The following is a 22,292-nucleotide window of genomic DNA, read 5'->3' as shown; positions in this document are numbered from 1 at the left end:
TTTATCACAACAATTTATTTTTATTGAATGATTGGACGTGAGCCAATGGATAGAATATGGAAAAAATACAAGATATGGCTGATACTTGTTGCAGTTGTTTTTTGCCTGCTGATTGTGCTGTTCTTAAGGCAGTACACCGCTTCGGAAAAAGCAGCAAATACCAAAAAGGCTGAAACTTATTTTTCGTTTGGGCAGAAGGCAGAAAAATCTTCGCCGGTAAAAAACGTTGTGAAGCAGGCACAGTCTGCACCGGAAATCATTGTAGATATGAAAGGTGCAGTCAGAAAACCGGGAATATACCGAATGAGTCCTGCAGACCGCGTCAGCGACGCAATAAATAAAGCCGGCGGTCTTGCAGATAAGGCAGACCGGGATAAAATTAATCTGGCCCAAAAAATATCGGATGAAATGGTTGTCTACGTCCCGGAAAAAGGGCAGGATGTGCCGAAAGGTTTTGCCGGCGGGACTGCTTCTTCCGGGACTAGTACAGTATCAGGCAATATTGGAGGGCAGCCGAAAGTGAACATCAATACGGCAGATGAAACGGACCTTCAGAATCTTTCCGGGATAGGGCCGGCAAAAGCAAAAGCAATTTTACAGTACCGGGAGGAGCATGGGCCGTTCAAATCGGTTGACGATCTGACCAACGTCTCCGGAATTGGAGAAAAATCCCTTGAAAAGATCAAACCGGAGGCAACGGCCCAGTGAAAAGAGCGAAAAGAGCTTCTATGTAGATCAAAAAAATAGCGTTTTTTGATCGATCATTTGGCTTCTGCAGGTTTTTTTGTCTGTATTCTGATACAATAACTGTCGGATAAGAGTAACCGGAAGGGAAGTTGGAAGAATGAAAAGATTATCCTGGGATCAGTATTTTATGGCTCAAAGCCATCTGCTGGCATCCAGAAGCACCTGCAAGCGCCTCGTCGTCGGTGCAACGATTGTCCGCGACAAAAGGATTATTGCCGGCGGCTACAATGGCTCCATATCGGGCGGTGTACATTGCATTGACGAGGGCTGTTATATGATTGACGGGCATTGTGCACGCACCATTCATGCTGAAATGAACGCGATCCTTCAATGTGCCAAATTCGGCGAATCAACAGACGGAGCGGAAATCTATGTCACCCATTATCCGTGTATCCAGTGCTGTAAAGCAATCATCCAGGCCGGCATCCGCAGCGTCTATTATGCTAAAGATTATAAAAATCACCCGTACGCGGCAGAACTTTTTCAAATGGCAAAAGTAAAGGTGCAGAAAGTGCCTTTTGACAACTTTTTTGAGCTGAAAGAAGAGGATCTGTCAGAAAAGCAGGTTGCCTATATTTCGGAGTTGTTCAAAAGGTTGGAAAATAGCGGAGCGGGAAAAGAGGAAATGCAGGATTTACACGATCAGGCAGAAAAGCTTTTTTCTCGTGGGGGTTAAATGCCTTTTGTATCAAAATGGCATCTGATTGCCCTCTGTGCCTGCCTTGTAAGCTGGGCAGCCGCAGGGCGTCATCCAGACGTACCGGTTTTCCTGCTTTTTTCCTATTGCACCTACCTTCTGGCTGTAAAACAGATCCGTCTGCTAGCCGCCTTCTTAATCATCATTCTGGCTCTTTTCAGCGATGTGCAACTTTTTCAGGCAAATGGGACCAGACTGCCGCCGGATCAAAAAATATTTGTAGGGAAGATCAAGGACATTCCGCTGTTCGATGGCGATCTTCTGACTTACACGCTGCAGACAGAGTCCGGAGAAAGTGTTAAGGCCTCCATCAAATTACCGAATGAAGCGATTAAAAAGCAACTGATGCATCGGCTTCGTCCCGGATTAACCTGCCGTCTTTCCGGTCAGCTTGAAAGGCCGCCGGATCCCTCAAATTTTCATGCATTTGATTATCGGTCTTATCTTGAAAATAAACATATTTTCTGGCTGTTGAAAGCCGAGGGGCCGCCCCGCTGCCTTGAATCGTCATTAACGCTGTTAGACCATCTGAACCGGTTCAGACAAAGTGAGATTGAACGGATTCGGGACGGATTTTCCCCCATCGGCGCAGATATAATGAATGCCCTGATTTTCGGTTACGATAGTAGCATGGACCCTGATCTTTATGATGCTTACTGCCTTTTTGGCCTTGTCCATCTTCTTGTTGTTTCAGGCATGCACATTGCAGCCATTTTTGGTTTTCTATACTATGCGGCACGCCGGCTTGGATTAGTCAGAGAATACGCCTGCCTTGTCTTATTGCTGCTCATCCCTGTTTACGTTTTTCTGGCAGGCGCAGGGCCCTCCGCCGTCCGTTCGGGGCTGACCGCGGGGATGGTGCTTGCAGCGGGGATAGTGAAGATCAGAAACCTGCGGACGACGGACGTGCTTTCCATTTCCTGCTTGATTATGGTTTTCTGCGACCCTAAAGTGGTATTTGATCTCGGGTTTCAACTTTCTTTTGCGGTAACCTTTATGGTTCTTATTGCCGGCCCGGTTATTTTAAAAAGATATAAATCTTCCTTGGGCCGCACTTTCATGCTTTCCATGGTCAGTGAAATTGCCTCATTCCCGATCGCAGTATACCATTTTTACCAATTCTCCTTTATCGGTTTTCTTCTCAGTATTTTTTTCGTTCCCTATATGACCTTAGTTATCCTCCCTTTATCAGTAGCAACTTATGTTATAGCGGCAGTTCTGCCTGCCGCGACATCTCTCATGTCTTTTGTAATGGATTTATTTCTTTATCTGCCGCATCGGGTCCTGCTGTATCTGTATCAGCATCCTTATTTTCAGATGAATTATGGCGCTATGGTACCATGGATGCTTATTTCAGCCCTGTTGATTTTTGCTGCGGCCTTACTGGTCTGGGAAAAATCACGCAAGGTTTGGGTCGCGGGATTGCCGGCGCTGTCTTTTCTGCTGATTTACGGTATGGTTTACATGTCTGATTTCATCGATCCGTATGGTTCAGTGACTTTTCTTGATGTAGGACAAGGCGACAGTATTTTGATCCGTTTGCCTCACAGGCAGGGAGCTGTTCTGATTGACAGCGGAGGGACGATGCCATACCCGAAGAAAAAGTGGCAGATCCGGAATAAACCGTATGAAGTAGGGCGCGACGTTGTGCTCCATGAGCTGCTTGCCCTCCGGATCAATACACTGGATGCAGCCGTCCTGACGCACAGGGATTTTGACCACATTGGCGGAATGAAAAGTGTGTTGGCAAAAGTTCCTGTTCGCCAAATAGTAGTCAGCCCCTTTTTCAAGCCGGACCGTTCGGATTTGAATACGTTTGATCAAGCGTTAGATAAGGGAAGCAAACTGAGTATTTTAAAGTCAGGGGACAGCCTGAAAATCGGAAATTCCATTTTTCACGTCTTGTCCCCAATAACATATTCGAGCGACAGCAATGGCAATTCGATTGTTATCCGGACATTGCTTGGAGGAAAAGAATGGCTGTTTACCGGGGATCTTCCAGTAAAAGGTGAACAGCGGCTGCTGGAACGTTATCCTGATATTCGTTCCGACATTCTAAAACTCGGGCATCACGGGAGCAGGACCTCTACTTCTGAGAAATGGCTGGAAAAGGTGGATCCATCAATCGGAATCGTTTCGTGCGGGAAAAATAACCGATATGGCCATCCTCATCCTGAAGTTATTAAGTTGCTGAAAAATCATAAAGTACGTATATTCAGAACGGATCAGACAGGCGCCATACAATTTCAGTTTTCCGATCGTCAGGTGATCCGGATCATGACTGCAGCCGACTTTCTCAGATAAGGATTTCCATTATTTATTGCAGATGACAAGAGTTGTCACCCATACTTTGCCCGATCATAGGATAACATAGAGAAAGAAACGAACATCGTCAGACAGGCGCTGTCCTAGGCCCCGCCAGTCCGACGTTCATATATAACAGGGATCGGCCAAAGACGGCCCTCCCTTTTTTTTATCTTCAGTTTTATGGATAGCCAATTTCCGCCCCGTTGTGTCCCGGCATTCTTGTCAACCAACACGAGAGACGGTAAAGTAAAGAGTGTGAAAAGCAATCGGGGAAAGAGCGGGGCATGTACTTTCCTTCGCTCAGCTCAACTGGGGGATGATTCAAACTGCCACAGAAGAAATCCGCGGATCTGTCGATACAGAAGCCGCTGGCGCCTGTGATCCTTTTATATGGGACCCAGGATTATCTGATTCGATTAATGAAAAAAAATATTGTACGTGAGGCATTGGCGGAAGAAGAGCAGGATTTCAATCTTTCCCGCTATGATATGTTTGACATTCCGCTTGAACAGGCTCTTGAAGATGCGGAAACCGTACCATTTATCGGTGAGAGAAAGGTTGTGGTAATCGACAATCCCTTTTTTCTGACTGCAGAAAAAGCAAAAGCAAAAATTGAACAGCACCTGCCGGCTCTCGAGCATTATCTTGAGCATCCTTCACCCGATACCGTGCTTCTTATCTCCGCTCCATATGAAAAACTGGATCGGCGGAAAAAAGCAGTAAAGGCCCTTGAAAAGACGGCAAAGGTTTATGAGCTGTCTCAGTTGACTGATGCAACACTTTATCGTCTGATGGAAAACGTGGCGGCGCGTTTCAGTGCGGTCTATACGCGAAGCGGACATGACCAGCTGGTCGCTTCCGTCGGGCAGGACCTTGCCCGGCTGGCCAATGAAGTTGAAAAATGCGCTCAGTATTGCGGTGCAGACCGGCCGATCGACGGGGCAGCTGTTCTGGAAATAGGTTCCCGGTCACTTGAGACCAATGTTTTTCTCCTTGTTGATCAAGTCATGAAGAGGCGGACAGCCGATGCACTTCACTTGCTTCATGAACTGGTCAGCATGAAGGAAGAACCGCTGAAGCTTCTGGCGCTGCTTGAACGTCAGTTCAGGATTGTTTATCAGGTATCTTATTATCATCAGGCCGGATATACACAAAACAGCATTGCCGCAAAGATCGGTGTTCATCCTTACGCAGTTAAACTTGCAGTGGAACAGGCAAAACGGTACAGTCCGGAAAGTCTCAAAAGTGTGCTGGCCCGGTGTGCGGAGACGGATTACATGATCAAGACAGGTGGGGCAGATAAGCTGCTCGCGCTGGAACTGCTCATTCACAGCGTTTCAGCTGCGGCATAAAAAAAGGGATCCCGGCTAATTTCTGCGGGGTCCCTTTTTTGTCTGAATTACGCATTCAGACCGTTCATTTTCTTGGCAAGTCTCGATTTTTCATGAGACGCTTTATTCTTGTGAATCAGGCCCTTTGTCGCTGCTTTGTCAACTTTCTGAGTTGCAGCAAGAAAAGCTGTTTTTGCGCCCTCAACATCTTTTTCATCAACTTTTTCATTGAACGATTTAATTGCGGTGCGCATCGCCGATTTAAACTGCACATTATGCTGGCGATTTGCTTCACCTTTTTTCACGCGTTTAATTGCTGATTTAATATTTGGCATTCCTTTCACCTCCAAATCCTCAAATTCCCGGCCAATCATAAATAAAAGGCTGCAGGAACGAAGATTGTTCCGGATGATGCAGCCATTCACATAAGCAGAGATTAATTCTGACAAAGTGTATTGTACCAAAGCCGCTGCTCTTTTGCAATGAATGAATGAAATTTGTCGGCACCGAACATTCTATTAACGGAATATATTCTGATTGCATGGGGTGAATTGCAGAATGGCTGAAGGATTGGATTTGAATCGTTACACCGTCAGGACGGACCTGGCGATTGAGTCCGGTGACAAGTCGTCAACAAACCGCGGCGTAACAGTTGACGAAAAAAAAGAAGACGGGATCAAAATTACCCGCATGAAAATTGATGGAGAAGCAGCTTCGAAAATGAACAAAAAGGCTGGTTCTTATTTAACATTTGAGGCGCGGGAACTGCGGAGCGGCGATACTGAAGCGGAGATGAAGACAGAAACAGTCTTTGCAAAATATTTTGCCCGGTTTATCAAAGAGCTTGGCATTCCCGAGGACGCTAGCTGCCTGATTGTCGGACTTGGCAACTGGAAAGTGACACCGGATGCCCTTGGACCCAGCGTAGTTGAAAATGTACTTGTGACGAGGCATCTTTTTGACCTTCAGCCGCAGAACGTACAGAAAGGCTACCGGCCGGTCAGTGCCATCACGCCGGGCGTGATGGGTGTAACAGGCATTGAAACAAGTGATATTATTCTTGGCGTTATCGATAAAACAAAGCCCGATTTTCTGATCGCGATCGATGCTCTTGCCGCAAGATCCATCGAGCGGGTCAATACAACGATACAGGTTGCGGACAGTGGCATTCATCCAGGTTCCGGGATTGGAAATAACCGCAAAGAGCTAAGCATGGGCACACTTGGAATTCCGGTAATCGCGGTAGGCGTCCCAACCGTCGTCGACGCCGTCACGATCACAAGCGATGTGCTGGATTTGTTGCTCCGGCATCTTGAAAAGGAAATGAGTGACAAGCGTCCGTCAAAATCGCTGGCTCCTTCATGGATACCGTTTGGTGAGAAGGGGGATTACCGGGAATGGAAGCTGCCAAGCAAGGAGAAAAGGGCGGCTTTTCTTGGACTTGTCGGCACATTGGATGAAAGTGAAAAGGCACAGCTGATTCAAGAAGCACTTGGAGCCTCAGGGACGCAGCTGATGGTAACCCCAAAAGAAGTAGATTTCTTCATTGAGAAAATGGGCAATGTCCTTGCTCAGGGGCTGAACGCCGCGCTGCATGAGCAGGTCAGCCAGGGGAACGTCGGTCATTTTACGCATTAATTCCATCGCTCCTGCATAAAATCCCGGTAAAAGGACAAGCCGTTAGTTGGCTGATTGGAGATAGTGGTATGCTGAAACGAATGGTGATCGAACTGATCGTTGTATTTTCTCTACTGCTTGTGTGCGCATTGTACGGAGCAGTGACGGTGCGTGATGCGCAGAATCCGGGAACGGGCGCAACCGCAGTGCCGGCAATAACAGTCCCCCATCAGGAAAATCAGCAGCAGAGCACTGTTCAGAATCAATCGCCAACAGCTTCGGATGCAGTGCATGGAGCCGGCAATGCCAATGGGGCGGGGCAATCATTCTCGGATCACGTATCCCACTTTTTCCTGGCGGGAGTAAGCTTTATTGCCGGCATTTTTGAAAACATCATACAGATCTTCATTTGAACTGGATTTGAAGAAGGGAATAGTACTGAAGGGACGCGATAAATCTTTCTGTTCTTTGTTTGCGTTGAAACTGCCGGGATCGATTGATATAATCGAAACGAGTAAGGTTTTCAGGCAGGAGGAACAGAGATGTTAGAACGAACGAACGGCAGGCAGTCGCATATCCGCAATTTCTCAATCATTGCCCATATTGATCACGGGAAATCGACGCTTGCCGACCGTATATTGGAAGCGACTCAGGCGCTGACCAAGCGGGAAATGAAAGAGCAGACACTGGATGCAATGGATCTCGAAAGGGAACGGGGCATCACAATTAAGTTGAATGCCGTTGAGCTTACATACAAAGCGCCTGATGGCGAAACTTATATTTTTCATCTGATCGACACCCCTGGGCACGTCGATTTTTCTTATGAAGTTTCCCGCAGTCTGGCTGCCTGCGAAGGTGCGCTGCTTGTTGTCGACGCTGCCCAGGGTGTTGAAGCCCAGACGCTGGCAAACGTTTATCTGGCACTCGAAAATAACCTTGAAATTATTCCGGTAATTAATAAGATAGATCTTCCGAATGCAGATCCCGGTCGGGTAAAAAAAGAAATAGAGGATGTGATCGGCCTTGATGCATCGGATGCAGTACTTGCCTCAGCAAAAACGGGCGTTGGCACCGACGAAATTCTGAAGCAGATTATTGGTAAAATTCCGGCACCGAATGGAGATCCCGATGCCCCGCTCCGCGCATTAATTTTCGATTCGCTGTACGATGCCTATCGCGGTGTCGTCGTTTATGTGCGGATCATCGATGGCACAGTACGCGTTGGCGATACTATTAAGCTCATGTCAAACGGAAAAATATTTGAAGTCATCGAAGTTGGTGTCTCCACACCAAAAATTGAAACGCGCGATGCTCTATCAGTCGGCGATGTTGGTTTTCTGACGGCGGCGATCAAGTCAGTCCACGACACACGTGTCGGCGACACAGTGACTCACGCAGAACGCCCGGCAGCCGAACCGCTTCCGGGTTATCGGAAGATGAATCCAATGGTCTACTGCGGGCTTTATCCCATTGATACGGCTCGCTATGAGGATCTTCGTGAGGCACTTGGACGCCTTGAGCTGAATGATGCCGCTCTTCAATATGAACCTGAAACATCCGAGGCACTCGGATTCGGTTTCCGTTGCGGTTTTCTTGGCCTGCTGCATATGGATATCGTACAGGAGCGGCTTGAACGTGAATTTAATATCGATCTGATCGCAACTGCACCGAGTGTGATTTATGAAGTAAAACTGACGGATGGATCAACGGTTAATGTAGGTAATCCTTCAGAGATGCCTGAGCATAAATATGTTGAAGAAGTAGCGGAACCATTCGTTAAAGCGACAATTATGACGCCGAACGATTACGTCGGCACAATCATGGAGCTTTGCCAGCGCAAGCGCGGCGAATTTAAGACGATGGAATATCTGGATGATAACCGGACAAATGTCATTTACGATCTTCCGCTTTCAGAGATTATGTATGATTTTTTTGATTCATTAAAATCCAGCACAAAGGGCTATGCTTCGCTTGACTACGAGATGGATGGCTATCGGGTGAGTGATCTGGTCAAGATGGATATCCTGCTGAATGGAGAAAAGGTAGACGCGCTATCGGTGATCGTTCACAAGGAATTTGCCTATGACCGCGGTAAGGCGATTGTCGAAAAGCTGAAGGAATTGATTCCGCGCCAGCAATTCGAAGTGCCCATCCAAGCAGCGATCGGTCTCAAAATCATCTCAAGGTCGACGATCAAAGCACTGCGTAAAAATGTGCTTGCCAAATGCTACGGCGGCGATGTTTCGCGAAAAAGAAAGCTGCTTGAGAAACAGAAGGAAGGGAAAAAGCGGATGAAGGCGGTGGGGAGTGTCGACGTCCCTCAAGAAGCATTCATGGCTGTCTTTAGGATGAGCCACGATGAATGATCAGACGGTGCGCGGGGCGTATATTCACATTCCCTTTTGCGATCATATTTGTTATTACTGCGATTTCAATAAGGTATTTATAAAAAATCAGCCTGTCGACGGCTATCTGAATGCTCTGTCGCAGGAAATGGCCTATTATTCAGCGATGGGACCAGTACAGACTATCTATATCGGCGGAGGGACCCCAACTGCGCTGAACGAAGAACAATTTGAACGTCTGCTTGCTGATGTTTCGCACTATTTTCTTCACCAGGGCATTCAGGAATTTACAGTGGAAGCGAACCCTGAAAATCTGAGTGATAGCAAACTTGGCTTAATGAAGCGCTATGGCGTAACCCGTCTCAGTGTCGGTGTGCAGTCCTTTGATAACGGTATGCTGAAGGTAATCGGCCGCGCGCACGACACAGCAGGGGCAAAGGAAGCGATCATCCGGGCCCGTAAGGCGGGATTTGACAATATCACTCTGGACCTCATGTTTGCTCTACCCGGTCAAACGGAAGACATGCTGCATCAGTCGCTTGAGACGGCTTTGTCGCTCAACACGTCTCACATTTCCATTTATTCGCTTCAAGTCGAGCCAAGGACGATTTTCTACAATCGGATGAAGGGTGGAAAGCTGCGCCTCCCTGGTGAGGACATTGAGGCAGATATGTACGGCCAGATTATTTTTACACTTGAAAAGAACGGCTTGCACCAATATGAAATCAGCAATTTTTCCAGGCCTGGCTATGAAGGTCTGCATAATTCTCTCTACTGGCATAATCAGGAATATTACGGAATAGGCGCTGGAGCCCACGGCTATGTGAACGGAAAAAGATATGCTAATACTGGATCGATCAAAAAATATATTTCGCTCGTTTCTGAACGGGGGTTTTCGGAATCGTCCGTCCACCATGTAACCGATCGCGAAAGAATCGAAGAAGAAATGTTTCTCGGGCTCAGATTAATGGAAGGAGTCAGTCAGGCACATTTTCTAAAAAAGTTCGGCCGCCCGATTAAAGCAATATATGGCGCTCAGCTTGATCGGTTGAAGTCTGAAGGGCTTTTGGTTGAGCGGGGTGATCACATCGCATTATCTACGAAAGGGACTTTTTTAGGAAATAATGTTTTTGAAGCGTTTTTATTGCCTTAACCATTTGACAAATAGGCGGGAAGTTGGTAAATTTTAATGTAGAATTAGCACTCGGTTAATGAGAGTGCTAACAGAGGTGATAGAGATGTTGACGGAACGCCAGCTTTTTTTGCTGCAGCTCCTTGTTAATGACTATATTGTCTCTGCCGAACCCGTCGGGTCCCGTTCTATATCAAAACGTGACGATGTTCATTACAGTCCGGCGACGATCCGTAATGAATTGGCGGATTTGGAAGAGATGGGTTATCTTGAAAAGACACATCTGTCTTCCGGACGGGTGCCTTCAGAAAAGGGTTACCGGTTTTACGTGGATCATCTGCTTTCTCCGGCAATGCTGACTGATTTGGAAATGGATAATATCCGTGACGCGTACCGGCGGAAGTTTTCGGAAAATGAAGAACTGATCCGCGTAACGGCCGAACTTTTGTCAGAGTTCAGCAGCTATACGGCGATCATGCTGGGCCCTGAGCTGCTGGAGATGAAACTCAAGCATATTCAGCTGGTCAAGCTCTCGGAGAGCCAGGGTGTACTGATCATCGTTACAGATACAGGACACGTTGAAAATCGTGTCGTCTCTTTTCCGGATGAAATCAGGGCGGAGGATATCGAGAAAATCGTCAACATTCTTAATGACAAGTTGAATAATGTGTCTCTGTATCAGCTGCAGAGCAGATTAAACGCTGAGGTTAGAAATGTGCTTCGCAAAAATATCAGCGATTATGAGCATATCATGGCGCTTCTGAAGGATGGCCTTGCGATTAATGATCCGGAACAGATCTTTTACAGCGGGAAAAACAACATTCTTTCACAACCTGAATTTCAGGATATCGACAAAGTCATTTCTCTGCTGAATGTTTTTGAAGGAAAAGATCTGGTTCATGAACTGATGAATATACCATCCGGCGGACTTCATATCCGGATCGGCAAAGAAAACAAGCTGAATGGTATTGAAGACTGCAGTCTGATCACCACGACTTATTCAGCTGACGGTGAGCATTTAGGGACGGTTGCAGTGATCGGTCCGAAAAGAATGGCTTACCCGCGTGTGATCACATTGATCGATGTTCTTTCGAAACTTTTAACGAAATCACTGAGCGACAGGAAAGAAAATAATAAATGAAAAAATGGCCGGACAGGTCTGAATCATTCACTAATGTTCCGGCAGCAGTCGCATATATACAGGAGGTGAGCCTATGGCAAAACAAATGGACGAAGAAATTAATGAAAAAAAAGAAGAAATGAAAGATCCGTCTGTACAGAAAAATTCTGATGCTCCAGAATCAGAAAAGGACAAAGAAGAAAAAGCTAATCAAGAGCAGCATGATTCTAAGAAGGCGGAAAATCAGTCGGATGTGGAAAAAAGTGATGAGCTGAAAAAAAGGATTGCTGCTCAGGCCTCTGAAATTGAGACATTGAAAAAAAGCGGACAGGATCTGAATAACCGTTGGTTGAGAACTCAGGCAGACTTTGATAACTTTCGGAAACGCACGAACAAAGAAAAGGCCGATGAGAGGAAGTACCGTGCTCAGGATCTGGTCACGGATCTGCTTGAAACCTTGGATAATTTCAAACGTGCTTTGGCTGTCGACATCGCTTCTGAAGACGGTGTCGCTTTGAAGAAGGGCATGGAGATGATTTTGTCAAAGCTGGAAGCCGCACTGAAAAAAGAAGGTGTGGAAGAAATTGATTCTCTTGGCAAACCGTTTGATCCCAATATCCATCAGGCGGTGATGCAGGAAGAAAGCAATGAACATGAATCCGGAGTAGTTATTCAGGTGCTCCAGGCCGGCTACACATTGAATGGGCGGGTGCTCCGCCCGGCAATGGTTAAGGTCAGCAAATAAGGGATAAACCATCCATCACTTTTGTTTCTAAATATTATCAGGAGGAAAAGATCATGAGCAAAATTATCGGTATTGATTTGGGCACGACAAATTCTTGCGTGGCAGTCATGGAAGGTGGGGAACCGGTTGTTATCCCTAACCCTGAAGGCGGCCGTACCACCCCTTCAGCCGTTGCATTCAAAAATGGGGAACGCCAGGTTGGCGAAGTTGCAAAACGCCAGGCTGTTACGAACCCTAATGTTGTGCTTTCAATCAAGAGGCATATGGGCTCCGATTATAAGGTAGAAATCGAGGGAAAGAAATATACACCACAGGAAATTTCAGCGATCATTTTACAGAAACTGAAATCGGATGCTGAAGCTTATCTGGGTGAGAAGGTTGACAAAGCGGTTATTACGGTTCCGGCTTATTTTAATGATGGCCAGCGCCAGGCAACGAAAGACGCGGGAAAAATTGCCGGGCTTGACGTTCTGAGAATTATTAATGAACCGACAGCTTCCTCGCTTGCCTATGGACTGGACAAAGAAGGAGATCAGACGATTCTCGTTTTTGACCTTGGCGGCGGTACTTTCGATGTATCGATTCTGGATCTTGGCGATGGCATCTTTGAAGTTAAAGCGACAGCAGGCAACAACCGTCTGGGCGGCGATGACTTCGATCAGAGAATCATCAATTACCTGATCGAACAATTCAAAAATGAAACCGGAATTGATCTTTCCGGCGATAAGATGGCTTTGCAGCGTCTGAAGGATGCCGCTGAAAAAGCAAAGAAAGAATTGTCCGGTGTCACTCAGGCTCAGATATCGCTGCCTTTTATATCGGCAGATGCCACGGGCCCGAAACATCTGGAAACAACGCTTACCCGCGCAAAGTTTGACGAACTGACTGCCGACCTTGTTGAATCAACGATGGGGCCTGTCCGTCAGGCACTGTCTGATGCTGACATGACGATGGACGATATCGACAAAATTATTCTTGTCGGAGGATCGACACGGATCCCGGCAGTTCAGACTGCCATTAAAAATCTGACGGGTAAGGAACCGAGCAAGGGCGTCAATCCGGACGAAGTCGTCGCAGTCGGAGCAGCCATCCAGGGCGGTGTGCTGACGGGCGACGTCAAGGATGTCGTGCTTCTTGATGTTACGCCGCTGTCGCTTGGCATTGAAACCATGGGCGGTGTATTCACGAAACTGATTGATCGCAACACAACAATACCGACGAGCAAGTCGCAGGTATTCTCAACAGCAGCTGACAATCAGACAGCCGTTGATATCCATGTGCTGCAGGGCGAGCGGCAGATGGCTGCGGATAACAAGACACTGGGCCGTTTTCAGCTGACAGATATTCCGCCGGCTCCGCGCGGCATTCCGCAGATTGAAGTTTCATTTGAAATCGACGCAAACGGCATTGTTAATGTCAAGGCGAAAGATAAGGGAACGAATAAGGAACAGTCGATAACGATTAAGTCGTCCTCAGGACTGAGTGATTCAGAAATCGACAAGATGGTTAAAGACGCCGAGGCCAATGCTGAAGCTGACAAAAAACGCAAGGAAGAAGTCGATCTCAAAAACGAATCCGATCAGCTGATTTTTGCCACAGAAAAAACGCTGAAAGACCTTGGCGACAAAGTTGACGCTTCGGAAAAAGCGAAAGCAAACGATGCCAAAGACAAGCTGAAAAAAGCTCTTGAAGGCAAAGACGTCGATGCAATTAAGAAGGCAAAGGATGAACTCAATGAAGTTGTTCAGCAGCTTTCTGTAAAATTGTATCAGCAGGCTGCCCAGAATGGACAGAATGCCCAAGGTGCCGGCAACGCGGACAGCAATGGTTCTGGCAAGAAGGACGACAACGTTGTCGATGCGGATTATCACGAAGTTAGTGACGACGACAAAAACAAGAAGAAATAAGCAGGCATAAGTTATTAGTATCGGTTCAGGAAAAGCCGAAGTCAGACGAGCGTCTTGGCTTTGGCTTTTTCTTGCTTAATTGTCTGTACAGATGGTATGATTTAATTTAATGTGAAGTCAATTCGGGAGTGGTTTTGATGAGTAAACGGGATTATTATGAAATCCTTGGAGTCAGCAAAGATGCTTCGAAGGATGATATCAAGAAAGCTTTCAGGCAACTGGCGAGAAAATATCATCCCGATGTTAATAAAAGTGCTGATGCGCCGGAAAAATTTAAAGAAGCGACAAAGGCGTATGAAGTGCTGAGCGATCCGCAAAAGCGTGCACAATACGATCAGTTCGGTGAAGCCGATCCGAATGAACAGCAAGGCGGTTTCGGCGGCTTTGGTGGACAGGGCTTCGGCGGTGGTGGAGACTTCGGCGGTTTCGGCGATATTTTTGATCAAATATTTAATGGTGGAAGCAGGAGGCGCAATCCTAATGCGCCAAAGCAGGGCGCAGATCTTCAATATGAGATGTCCATAACTTTTGAAGAAGCAGCTTTTGGGAAAACAACAGAAATTCGCGTGCCGAAAGAAGAAACCTGCTCCAACTGTCACGGGACCGGAGCAAAGCCCGGGACAAAGCCTGAGTCCTGTTCGCATTGCCACGGGACAGGGCAGCTGAATACGGAGCAGAATACGCCTTTTGGCCGGATTGTCAATCGCAGGGTATGCCCTTATTGCCAGGGTACCGGTAAAATTGTCAAGGATCCGTGCCGTGCCTGCGGGGGAAAAGGAAAAGTTAAGGTTAACAGAAAAATTGAAGTTAAAATCCCGGCAGGCATCGACGACGGTCAGCAGATCCGGTTGTCCAGCCAGGGAGAAGCGGGTACTAACGGGGGACCGGCAGGAGATCTTTATATTGTTTTCAATGTCAAACCTCATAAAATTTTCAAACGGGATGGAGAGAACGTATATCTTGAAGTGCCACTGAGCTTCGTGCAGGTCGCACTGGGCGATGAAATAGAAGTGCCGACACTTTACGGCAAGGTTAAACTTCGTATTCCGGCCGGAACTCAGACTGGAACCAACTTCCGGCTGAAAGGAAAAGGGATTAAGAACGTTAGGGGATACGGTCAGGGCGATGAGCACGTCCGCGTCAGGGTTGTTACTCCGAAGCATCTGAGCGAGGAGGAGAAGACTCTGCTCAGAAAACTAGAAACCCTTGGTACAGGTACGACGGGCAAAGACAATGAAAGTATTTTTGACAAAATGAAGAAAAAAGTCTTTAAGGCAGACTAATCTTGAACACCTTATAAACTATCAATTCAGCGAACGGAGCCAAGCGCATGAAGTGGTCGGAAATATGTATTCATACAACCGAAGAGGCCATCGAGCCGGTGACAGGCATTCTTTATGAAGCCGGTGCGGGCGGCGTTGTCATCGAAGATTCGCAGGATTTTCAAAAAGATCAGTCTGCGGACAATGGAACTGTGTTTGATCTTGACCCGAATGATTTTCCAGCGGAAGGGGTTAATGTCAAAGCGTATTTGCCGGTGAACAGTTTTCTCGGTGAAACGGTTGAGGAAATCAAGCAATCCCTTAACAATTTACTGCTTTATGACATTGATCCGGGTGAAAATCTTCTGACCTTCAGTGAACACAATGAAGAAGAATGGGCAACGGCCTGGAAAAAATATTATAGACCGGTAGATGTCGGAAGCCGGTTTACAATTACGCCGACATGGATCGACTATCGATCTGACAGAAGTCAGCGAGAGCTTATTGAGCTCGATCCAGGCATGGCGTTTGGCACCGGGACGCATCCCACGACTGTCCTTTGCATCGAGGCTCTGGAAAAATATATGACACCAGACGCTAAAGTACTCGATGTTGGTACAGGTACCGGGGTGTTGTCCATAGCCGCCGCAAAACTGGGTGCCAAAAACGTGCTTGCGGTCGATTTGGACCAGGTTGCTGTCCAGTCATCGCGGCTGAACATTAAATTGAATAAAGTCCAGGATATTGTCAGCGTCCGCCAGAATAATCTGGCGGACCGTATTGAACCCGGATTTGATCTTATTGTAGGCAATCTTTTGGCCGAACTGGTTATCCGTCTGGCTGAAGAGGGGGCGGCTTCTAAGTTGAATGCAGATGGAGTGCTGATTGTATCAGGCATCATCAACACTAAGCGGAATCAGGTCTGGAAGACACTTTCCGCCACGGGGTTTCGCATCATTGACGAAAAGAAAAAAGGGGACTGGGTGGCTCTTGTTGCCCGGAAAGTATCCTGACGATGCAGCAATACTTTGTTCCTGAAGCCCGGTTTAACGGTAATCATGTGCTTCTGTCAGGTGAAGACGCCAAACATATTACGCGCGTCATGCGTATGAATGTTTCAGACCCAATTATTTGCGCAAATGACAAAGGTGAAGCTTTTCTTTGTAAAATTGAAAAATTTGAAGGATCAAACGTTGTAGCTACAGTACAATCGAGGCTGCAATCGGATCCTGAGCTGCCGGTTAAAGTCGTCATCGTCCAAGGCATGCCCAAGGGGGAGAAATTTGATACGATTGTCCGCAAAGGTACCGAGTGCGGTGCAGCTGCTTTTATCCCCTTTTATGCAGAACGTTCAGTGGCCGTCTGGCAGAAGGACAGGATTGAGAAGAAGTGTCTCCGCCTTAAAAAGATTGCCAAGGAAGCAGCCGAGCAGTCACATCGGCTTTTTATTCCTGAAATTATGGAGCCCGTAAATCTGGATCAGCTCCTTAGTATTGGTGAAACTTTTACATTCAAAGCGGTAGCCTATGAGGAAACAGCAAAAAAAGGACAGGTTTCCGCACTCCCTTCTCTTTTGAAACAGATGAAAATGGGGGACAGCCTGCTTGCCGTCATTGGCCCCGAGGGAGGACTGACCCCGAAAGAAGCCGCATGTTTTGAAGAGAATGGGTTTCAGCTGTGCGGGCTTGGCCCACGGATTATGAGAACTGAAACAGCGCCGCTTTATATGCTTTCAGCTGTTTCCTATCAATTTGAACTATTAAATGGTGAGGTGGAATACTAAAAATGCCTTCAGTTGCATTTCATACGCTTGGATGCAAGGTCAATCACTACGAAACGGAAGCGATCTGGCAGTTATTCAGCAAGCAGGGTTACGAACGGAGAGATTTTGATAGAACTGCCGATGTTTATGTGATCAATACGTGTACGGTGACTAATACAGGTGATCAGAAAAGCCGTCAGGTGATCCGAAAGGCAATACGCAGCAATCCGGACGCTGTCATTTGTGTCACAGGCTGCTACGCACAGACTTCCCCTGCTGAAGTCATGTCTATTCCCGGTGTGGATATTGTCGTCGGGACGCAGGACCGGGATCGCCTGCTCGGCTATGTTGACCAGTACAGAAAAGAACGCGAGCCAATCAATGGCGTCAGTGACATTATGAAAGCTAAAGTCTATGAAGAACTTGATGTGCCATCGTTCACAGATCGGACGCGGGCATCGCTGAAAATTCAGGAGGGCTGTAATAATTTTTGCACATTTTGTGTGATTCCATGGGCACGCGGCCTTCTCCGTTCAAGAAAACCTGAAAACGTCATCCGTCAGGCCCGGCAGCTTGTCGATGCAGGCTATAAGGAAATTGTCCTGACCGGAATCCATACCGCCGGTTACGGTGAAGACATGGAAAACTATAGTTTCGCCAGACTGCTCACCGATCTGGAGGAAAAAGTCAGCGGACTGAAAAGAATCCGCATTTCGTCCATTGAAGCAAGCCAGATTACGGATGAAGTAGTGGATGTCATCAATCGTTCGCACGTCATTGCCCGCCATCTGCATATTCCGCTCCAGTCCGGTTCGAACGGAGTGCTGCAAAGAATGCACCGTAAGTATACAACGGCTTTTTTTGCTGATAAAATAGCCAGCCTGAAAAAAGCGCTGCCTGATTTCGCACTGACTTCGGACGTCATTGTCGGATTCCCTGGGGAAACTGAAAAAGAATTTCAGGAAACGTATGATTTTATACGTGATCTTCATTTTTCAGAACTGCATGTGTTTCCATATTCCCAGAGGACCGGCACACCGGCCGCTAAGATGCCGGATCAGGTGCCTGAAGAAGTGAAGCACGAACGTGTGGCGAGGCTGATTGCTCTGTCGGATAGGCTGTCTGCTGAATATGCGTCAAAATACCGGGATCAGATGCTTGAAGTCATTCCTGAAGAACCGCTTAACCACCATGACCCTGACGACTATTATGTTGGTTTCTCAGATAATTACTTAAAAGTGAAATTCCGCTATCCGTCCCGCAATATTGTTGGAAAAATGGTTCGTGTCAAGATATCCGACACTGGTTACCCGATCAATGAAGGACAGTTTGTACGAATTCTTGATGAAGGGGAGCAGCCTGCGACAACCTATTGAGGCCGTTTAACTTTAACTTGTTTCAGAGCTTCTTTTTTTCGACCCAGCGTCCATAGGGACCGACGAGCGGAATGGCAAGAAATGCAGTAATTAAATTAAAAACAACTGATGTGTGCGCCAGAGCCGTCTTTCCGTTTCCGGCAATCATCATTGATAATTCGGCCAGCGGATGGATAAAAGGGAAAAAGATAACGACGCTCAAGACGTTAAACAGAATATGAGTGTAAGCCGTCCATCTTCCTTCACGGCCTGTCCCCATACTGGCAATATAAGTGGTCAGGCACGTGCCAATATTTGAACCGAACATGATTGCGATCGCAGCAGGCAGTGACAGAATATTGTGATCGAGAAATCCCATGCATACGAGCATTGTCGCCGAGCTTGACTGAATGATTGCTGAAAACAATGTGCCGACGATCACGGCGTAGAACAGGCTGCCATTTGCATCGACAAGCAGATCGCGGATAAACGGTGAGGCAGCGAGCGGCTCAGCCAGCGAACTGAAACCAGCCATCGAAGCGAACAGACAACCAATCCCGAAAAAAAAGGATCCGACAGAAAAACTATTCCGGACGGGCAGGCACATCAGAATAAAACCGATTCCGAAAAAAAAATAGTGCAGCGATCCTATGGGAAGGGCGGCAATTTCACCAGTCACAGTTGTTCCGATGTTGGCACCGAGGATGATGCCTACACTTTGTGAAAAGCTCATAGCACGCGCGCCGATCAAACCCACTGTAATAATGGTCACGGCCGAACTGCTTTGCAGGAGCATCGATGCCAATGTACCCAAAGTGAGCCCTTTCAACGGTGTATCGGCTGCTCTCTTAAGTGTATCCTTCATCCTCCGGCCGGCGAGGCGATGCATTGAACCGGTCATCACGCCCATTCCCAGCAAGAAAAGAAGAATATAGAGAATAAAGGCAATAACCTGCTGATCCAACTTAATCACCTCGTCCTATTGTATGAGGTACATGTCCAAATCATGACAGAAAAAGGCAGCATTTTAGAAGATTGCTAAACTTACTAGGACTTTTGCAAGCTATCTGGTTTGGAAAAACGCTTTCTTTAATTTGATAAATTGTTTTTTATCGTTTATAATGGCAAGTGACATGTAAAAGTATGTCATTTTAAGTTGCTTTCGTTTTTGGAGGGAGGGAAACATAGATGGTTGAGACAAGGGTCAGGAAGAATGAATCGATTGAAGATGCCCTGAGGCGCTTCAAACGTTCGGTTTCGAAGTCCGGCACTTTAGCTGAAGTAAAGAAACGGAGAAATTACGAGAAACCGAGTGTCAAAAGGAAGAAAAAATCTGAGGCTGCACGTAAAAAAAATCGTCGCAGATTCTGAGAAGGAGTTTTGGTACATGAGCCTTGTTGATCGTCTGAATAGCGACATGAAACAAGCGATGAAAGCAAGAGACAAGGTGCGTCTCTCCGTCATCCGTATGATCAAAACAGCGCTTCAGAACGAGTCGATCAAAAAAATGAAAGAATTGTCCGAAGATGAGGTGCTGGCGGTTCTGTCACGTGAACTTAAGCAGAGAAAAGACTCCCTCCAAGAGTTTGAGAATGCGGGCAGACAGGATCTTGTCGAAGAAGTCAGCAATGAAATTGCTATTGTTCAAACTTATATGCCTGAACAGTTGTCTGAAGAGGATATAAAATCCATCATAGATGAAACAATTTCGGAGGTTGGTGCCGGCTCAAAGGCTGATATCGGTAAAATCATGAAAGTGATTATGCCGAAACTTAAAGGCCGGGCTGACGGCAGTTTGGTCAATCGTCTCGTGCGAAGTAAATTAAGTTGATGAAAGAGCTCTGTTTGTGCTGATTGCAAACGGAGCTTTGTTTTTTAATATGAAACTTTTTCCGCCGGATTCCGTAATCAGAATATCCGGCTACTTTCAGGCAAACAGGCAAAAGGGGATGGGTCACTTGATGGATGCTTCAACAGTCAGTATTCTAATTATTGCTGCGCTCGTTATTATCGTAATCGTAGTTCTTTTTACTTTTGTACCGGTTATGCTCTGGATTTCAGCATTGTCTTCTGGAGTTCGGATCAGTATTTTCACACTAATCGGCATGAGGCTGCGCAGGGTTGTTCCCCGCCGGGTCATCGATCCGCTGATTAAAGCAACAAAAGCGGGGCTTGATATCCATACGAATCAGCTGGAAAGCCATTATCTTGCCGGCGGTAACGTGGATCGTGTCGTCAATGCACTGATTGCGGCACATCGCGCGAATATCGAACTGACCTTCGAGCGGGCAGCCGCTATTGATCTTGCCGGCCGCAATGTGCTTGAGGCTGTCCAGATGAGTGTGAATCCAAAAGTTATCGAGACACCCTATATTGCCGGTGTCGCGATCAACGGAATCGAAGTGAAAGTCAAAGCGAGGATCACAGTTCGGGCAAATATTGACAGGCTGGTCGGCGGTGCCGGCGAGGAAACGGTTCTGGCCCGTGTTGGCGAGGGGGTTGTCAGTACAATCGGTGCTTCCCATACCCATAAGGATGTTTTGAAAAATCCGGACACGATTTCGAAGACAGTGCTTGAGAAGGGTCTTGATGCAGGGACTGCGTTTGAAATTCTTTCGATCGATATTGCAGATGTAGATGTCGGCAAAAACATCGGTGCTTTTCTGCAGACTGAGCAGGCCGAGGCGGATAAAAATATTGCACAGGCCAAAGCCGAAGAACGGCGCGCTATGGCGGTTGCAAGCGAGCAGGAAATGCGGGCACGTGTCGAAGAAATGCGTGCCAAGGTTGTTGAAGCAGAATCCGAAGTGCCGCTTGCGATGGCTGCGGCACTTAAAGAGGGCAAGCTTGGGGTTATGGACTATATGAACTACAATAATATCAAAGCCGATACCGAAATGCGCCATTCGTTCGGAAACAACAGCAGCGGCAACGACAATTCTTCCGGGGACGAATATAAGTAAAGTAAGGCGGAAGCTGGGAGAAGGGATGTGTCCATACAATGAGTATTGGCATTATTATCGCCGTAATCGCTTTTATCTTTTTTATATCAAGGTCTGTTGAAAACCAAAATAGGCAAGAGAGAAAAAGACGTGAGCAGCGCCGTGCACGATCCGTTCCGACAGGCGGACAGACTGCAGATGACCAATCTGCCGGAGAGCGCCAACCTGACGTACAGCCCGGCCCTGTTCTGAAGCCGGCAGCGAAGGATGCTTCGGGAGAGAGCGATATAATGAAACGCTACCGGAAAGCGGTAGATCAGTCTTCACGGACAGCGGGCGGATCGCCTTTGGTATCGGGGCAGGTCATCACTTCGCTCGAGCCGGCGGTTCGTCATAACCGGCCAGAATGGATGAATAATCGCCATGCGGCGAGACAGGCTTTTATTTTCTCTGAATGTATTGGAAAGCCGAGAGCAGTCGAGCCGCATCCCTACTTTAACAGAAACAGAAAATGAAAGATATAACTACGATTTTAGTATCCCGCAGTTGAACACTGCGGTTTTTTTGCGTTCTGCGGATTATCTTGAAGATGAAAAAAGTAAGTGCAATGAAATTGGGAAAAGTTTGTTGATTGAGAAGGATAAATCCGTTTTACAGGCAGTCATTCTTTAATTGAAGTGCTATGCAGCTTTTTTAATACATAAGGTTTATTGAGGTGGAAGACATGAAGATAAAGCGGCCGGCCGGATTTAAAAAGTGGTTTTCGGAGGTCTCTGATATCCCGGAAGATATTATCACAGGCGTGCCCAGAATCACACTGATCGGCCGGTCCCGGCTTTCAATTGAAAATCATCAGGGAATTATCGCATTCTCGGAAAATGAGCTGATTCTGGCGACCCAATTGGGCAATCTCCGGGTCACGGGTGAATCGTTTGTTCTGGAAGCGATCCTTGAAAAGGAAATTAACCTGGAGGGATTAATTACAGGCATCAGTTTTATTGCGGGTGACTGAGAAAGGAGGGG

General features: G+C 47.0%; 22 protein-coding genes. 20 read left to right on the top strand and 2 right to left on the bottom strand.

Features of this window, described 5'->3' with window-relative positions:
- Window positions 1–45 precede the first annotated feature (45 nt).
- From COP04_RS14460 to holA, 4 genes are all read left to right on the top strand, one after another.
- Window positions 46–708, top strand: coding sequence for a helix-hairpin-helix domain-containing protein (locus COP04_RS14460; protein WP_100488652.1), 663 nt, complete (start codon window positions 46–48; stop codon window positions 706–708).
- A gap of 136 nt (window positions 709–844) precedes the next feature.
- The gene (locus COP04_RS14455; protein WP_100488651.1) at window positions 845–1,423 is read left to right on the top strand and encodes a ComE operon protein 2; all 579 of its coding nucleotides are present in this window, start codon (window positions 845–847) and stop codon (window positions 1,421–1,423) included.
- Complete coding sequence (locus COP04_RS14450; protein WP_100488650.1) at window positions 1,424–3,748, top strand: DNA internalization-related competence protein ComEC/Rec2; 2,325 nt, start codon at window positions 1,424–1,426, stop codon at window positions 3,746–3,748.
- Between the two features lie 380 nt (window positions 3,749–4,128).
- Complete coding sequence (holA, locus tag COP04_RS14445) at window positions 4,129–5,103, top strand: DNA polymerase III subunit delta (protein ID WP_239984888.1); 975 nt, start codon at window positions 4,129–4,131, stop codon at window positions 5,101–5,103.
- 47 nt (window positions 5,104–5,150) lie between these two features.
- On the opposite strand, the gene rpsT is transcribed toward holA, so the two are convergent.
- Window positions 5,151–5,417, bottom strand: coding sequence for a 30S ribosomal protein S20 (gene rpsT / locus COP04_RS14440; RefSeq protein WP_100489703.1), 267 nt, complete (start codon window positions 5,415–5,417; stop codon window positions 5,151–5,153).
- A gap of 223 nt (window positions 5,418–5,640) precedes the next feature.
- Here rpsT and gpr point away from each other — a divergent pair, with 223 nt between their 5' ends.
- From gpr to mtaB, 11 genes are all read left to right on the top strand, one after another.
- Window positions 5,641–6,720 carry a GPR endopeptidase gene (gpr, locus tag COP04_RS14435; RefSeq protein ID WP_100488648.1) on the top strand — a complete coding sequence of 360 codons (1,080 nt, stop codon included), beginning with the start codon at window positions 5,641–5,643 and terminating at the stop codon, window positions 6,718–6,720.
- 68 nt (window positions 6,721–6,788) lie between these two features.
- Window positions 6,789–7,112, top strand: a complete 324-nt coding sequence (locus tag COP04_RS14430) for a hypothetical protein (RefSeq protein WP_100488647.1) — start codon at window positions 6,789–6,791, stop codon at window positions 7,110–7,112.
- Window positions 7,113–7,241: 129 nt separating this feature from the next.
- Entirely contained in the window at window positions 7,242–9,065 is a 1,824-nt protein-coding gene (gene lepA / locus COP04_RS14425) for a translation elongation factor 4 (protein ID WP_100488646.1), read from the top strand.
- Between the two features lie 7 nt (window positions 9,066–9,072).
- Window positions 9,073–10,197, top strand: coding sequence for a radical SAM family heme chaperone HemW (hemW, locus tag COP04_RS14420; protein WP_100489702.1), 1,125 nt, complete (start codon window positions 9,073–9,075; stop codon window positions 10,195–10,197).
- Between the two features lie 85 nt (window positions 10,198–10,282).
- Window positions 10,283–11,317 carry a heat-inducible transcriptional repressor HrcA gene (gene hrcA, locus COP04_RS14415; protein WP_100488645.1) on the top strand — a complete coding sequence of 345 codons (1,035 nt, stop codon included), beginning with the start codon at window positions 10,283–10,285 and terminating at the stop codon, window positions 11,315–11,317.
- A 73-nt stretch (window positions 11,318–11,390) separates the two neighbouring features.
- On the top strand, window positions 11,391–12,041 hold the full coding sequence (gene grpE / locus COP04_RS14410) for a nucleotide exchange factor GrpE (protein ID WP_100488644.1): 651 nt from the start codon (window positions 11,391–11,393) through the stop codon (window positions 12,039–12,041).
- Window positions 12,042–12,094: 53 nt separating this feature from the next.
- Window positions 12,095–13,948, top strand: a complete 1,854-nt coding sequence (gene dnaK / locus COP04_RS14405) for a molecular chaperone DnaK (RefSeq protein WP_100488643.1) — start codon at window positions 12,095–12,097, stop codon at window positions 13,946–13,948.
- A gap of 137 nt (window positions 13,949–14,085) precedes the next feature.
- On the top strand, window positions 14,086–15,231 hold the full coding sequence (gene dnaJ / locus COP04_RS14400) for a molecular chaperone DnaJ (RefSeq protein ID WP_100488642.1): 1,146 nt from the start codon (window positions 14,086–14,088) through the stop codon (window positions 15,229–15,231).
- Window positions 15,232–15,278: 47 nt separating this feature from the next.
- Window positions 15,279–16,223, top strand: coding sequence for a 50S ribosomal protein L11 methyltransferase (prmA, locus tag COP04_RS14395; RefSeq protein ID WP_100488641.1), 945 nt, complete (start codon window positions 15,279–15,281; stop codon window positions 16,221–16,223).
- 2 nt (window positions 16,224–16,225) lie between these two features.
- Window positions 16,226–16,993, top strand: a complete 768-nt coding sequence (locus COP04_RS14390) for a 16S rRNA (uracil(1498)-N(3))-methyltransferase (RefSeq protein WP_100488640.1) — start codon at window positions 16,226–16,228, stop codon at window positions 16,991–16,993.
- A 2-nt stretch (window positions 16,994–16,995) separates the two neighbouring features.
- Window positions 16,996–18,348, top strand: a complete 1,353-nt coding sequence (mtaB, locus tag COP04_RS14385; protein ID WP_100488639.1) for a tRNA (N(6)-L-threonylcarbamoyladenosine(37)-C(2))-methylthiotransferase MtaB — start codon at window positions 16,996–16,998, stop codon at window positions 18,346–18,348.
- Between the two features lie 22 nt (window positions 18,349–18,370).
- On the opposite strand, the gene COP04_RS14380 is transcribed toward mtaB, so the two are convergent.
- Window positions 18,371–19,300, bottom strand: coding sequence for a Na/Pi symporter (locus COP04_RS14380; RefSeq protein ID WP_239984887.1), 930 nt, complete (start codon window positions 19,298–19,300; stop codon window positions 18,371–18,373).
- Between the two features lie 215 nt (window positions 19,301–19,515).
- Here COP04_RS14380 and rpsU point away from each other — a divergent pair, with 215 nt between their 5' ends.
- The 5 genes from rpsU to yqfC all read left to right on the top strand — a co-directional run bounded on the left by rpsU (window position 19,516) and on the right by yqfC (window position 22,281).
- Window positions 19,516–19,698 carry a 30S ribosomal protein S21 gene (gene rpsU / locus COP04_RS14375; RefSeq protein WP_010632223.1) on the top strand — a complete coding sequence of 61 codons (183 nt, stop codon included), beginning with the start codon at window positions 19,516–19,518 and terminating at the stop codon, window positions 19,696–19,698.
- A 16-nt stretch (window positions 19,699–19,714) separates the two neighbouring features.
- Window positions 19,715–20,158 (top strand): GatB/YqeY domain-containing protein, encoded by a 444-nt coding sequence (locus tag COP04_RS14370; protein ID WP_100488637.1) that lies wholly within the window; start codon window positions 19,715–19,717, stop codon window positions 20,156–20,158.
- Between the two features lie 130 nt (window positions 20,159–20,288).
- A complete protein-coding gene (gene floA, locus COP04_RS14365) occupies window positions 20,289–21,290 on the top strand; it encodes a flotillin-like protein FloA (RefSeq protein ID WP_100489701.1) in 1,002 nt (333 codons plus the stop codon).
- 38 nt (window positions 21,291–21,328) lie between these two features.
- On the top strand, window positions 21,329–21,784 hold the full coding sequence (locus COP04_RS14360; RefSeq protein ID WP_100488636.1) for a hypothetical protein: 456 nt from the start codon (window positions 21,329–21,331) through the stop codon (window positions 21,782–21,784).
- A gap of 209 nt (window positions 21,785–21,993) precedes the next feature.
- On the top strand, window positions 21,994–22,281 hold the full coding sequence (gene yqfC, locus COP04_RS14355; protein ID WP_100488635.1) for a sporulation protein YqfC: 288 nt from the start codon (window positions 21,994–21,996) through the stop codon (window positions 22,279–22,281).
- Window positions 22,282–22,292 lie beyond the last annotated feature (11 nt).

Origin of the sequence: Sporolactobacillus pectinivorans, assembly GCF_002802965.1 — a bacterium.
GTDB classification, from domain to species: Bacteria; Bacillota; Bacilli; order Bacillales; family Sporolactobacillaceae; genus Sporolactobacillus; species Sporolactobacillus pectinivorans.
This window is presented reverse-complemented; position numbering and strand designations above follow the sequence as displayed.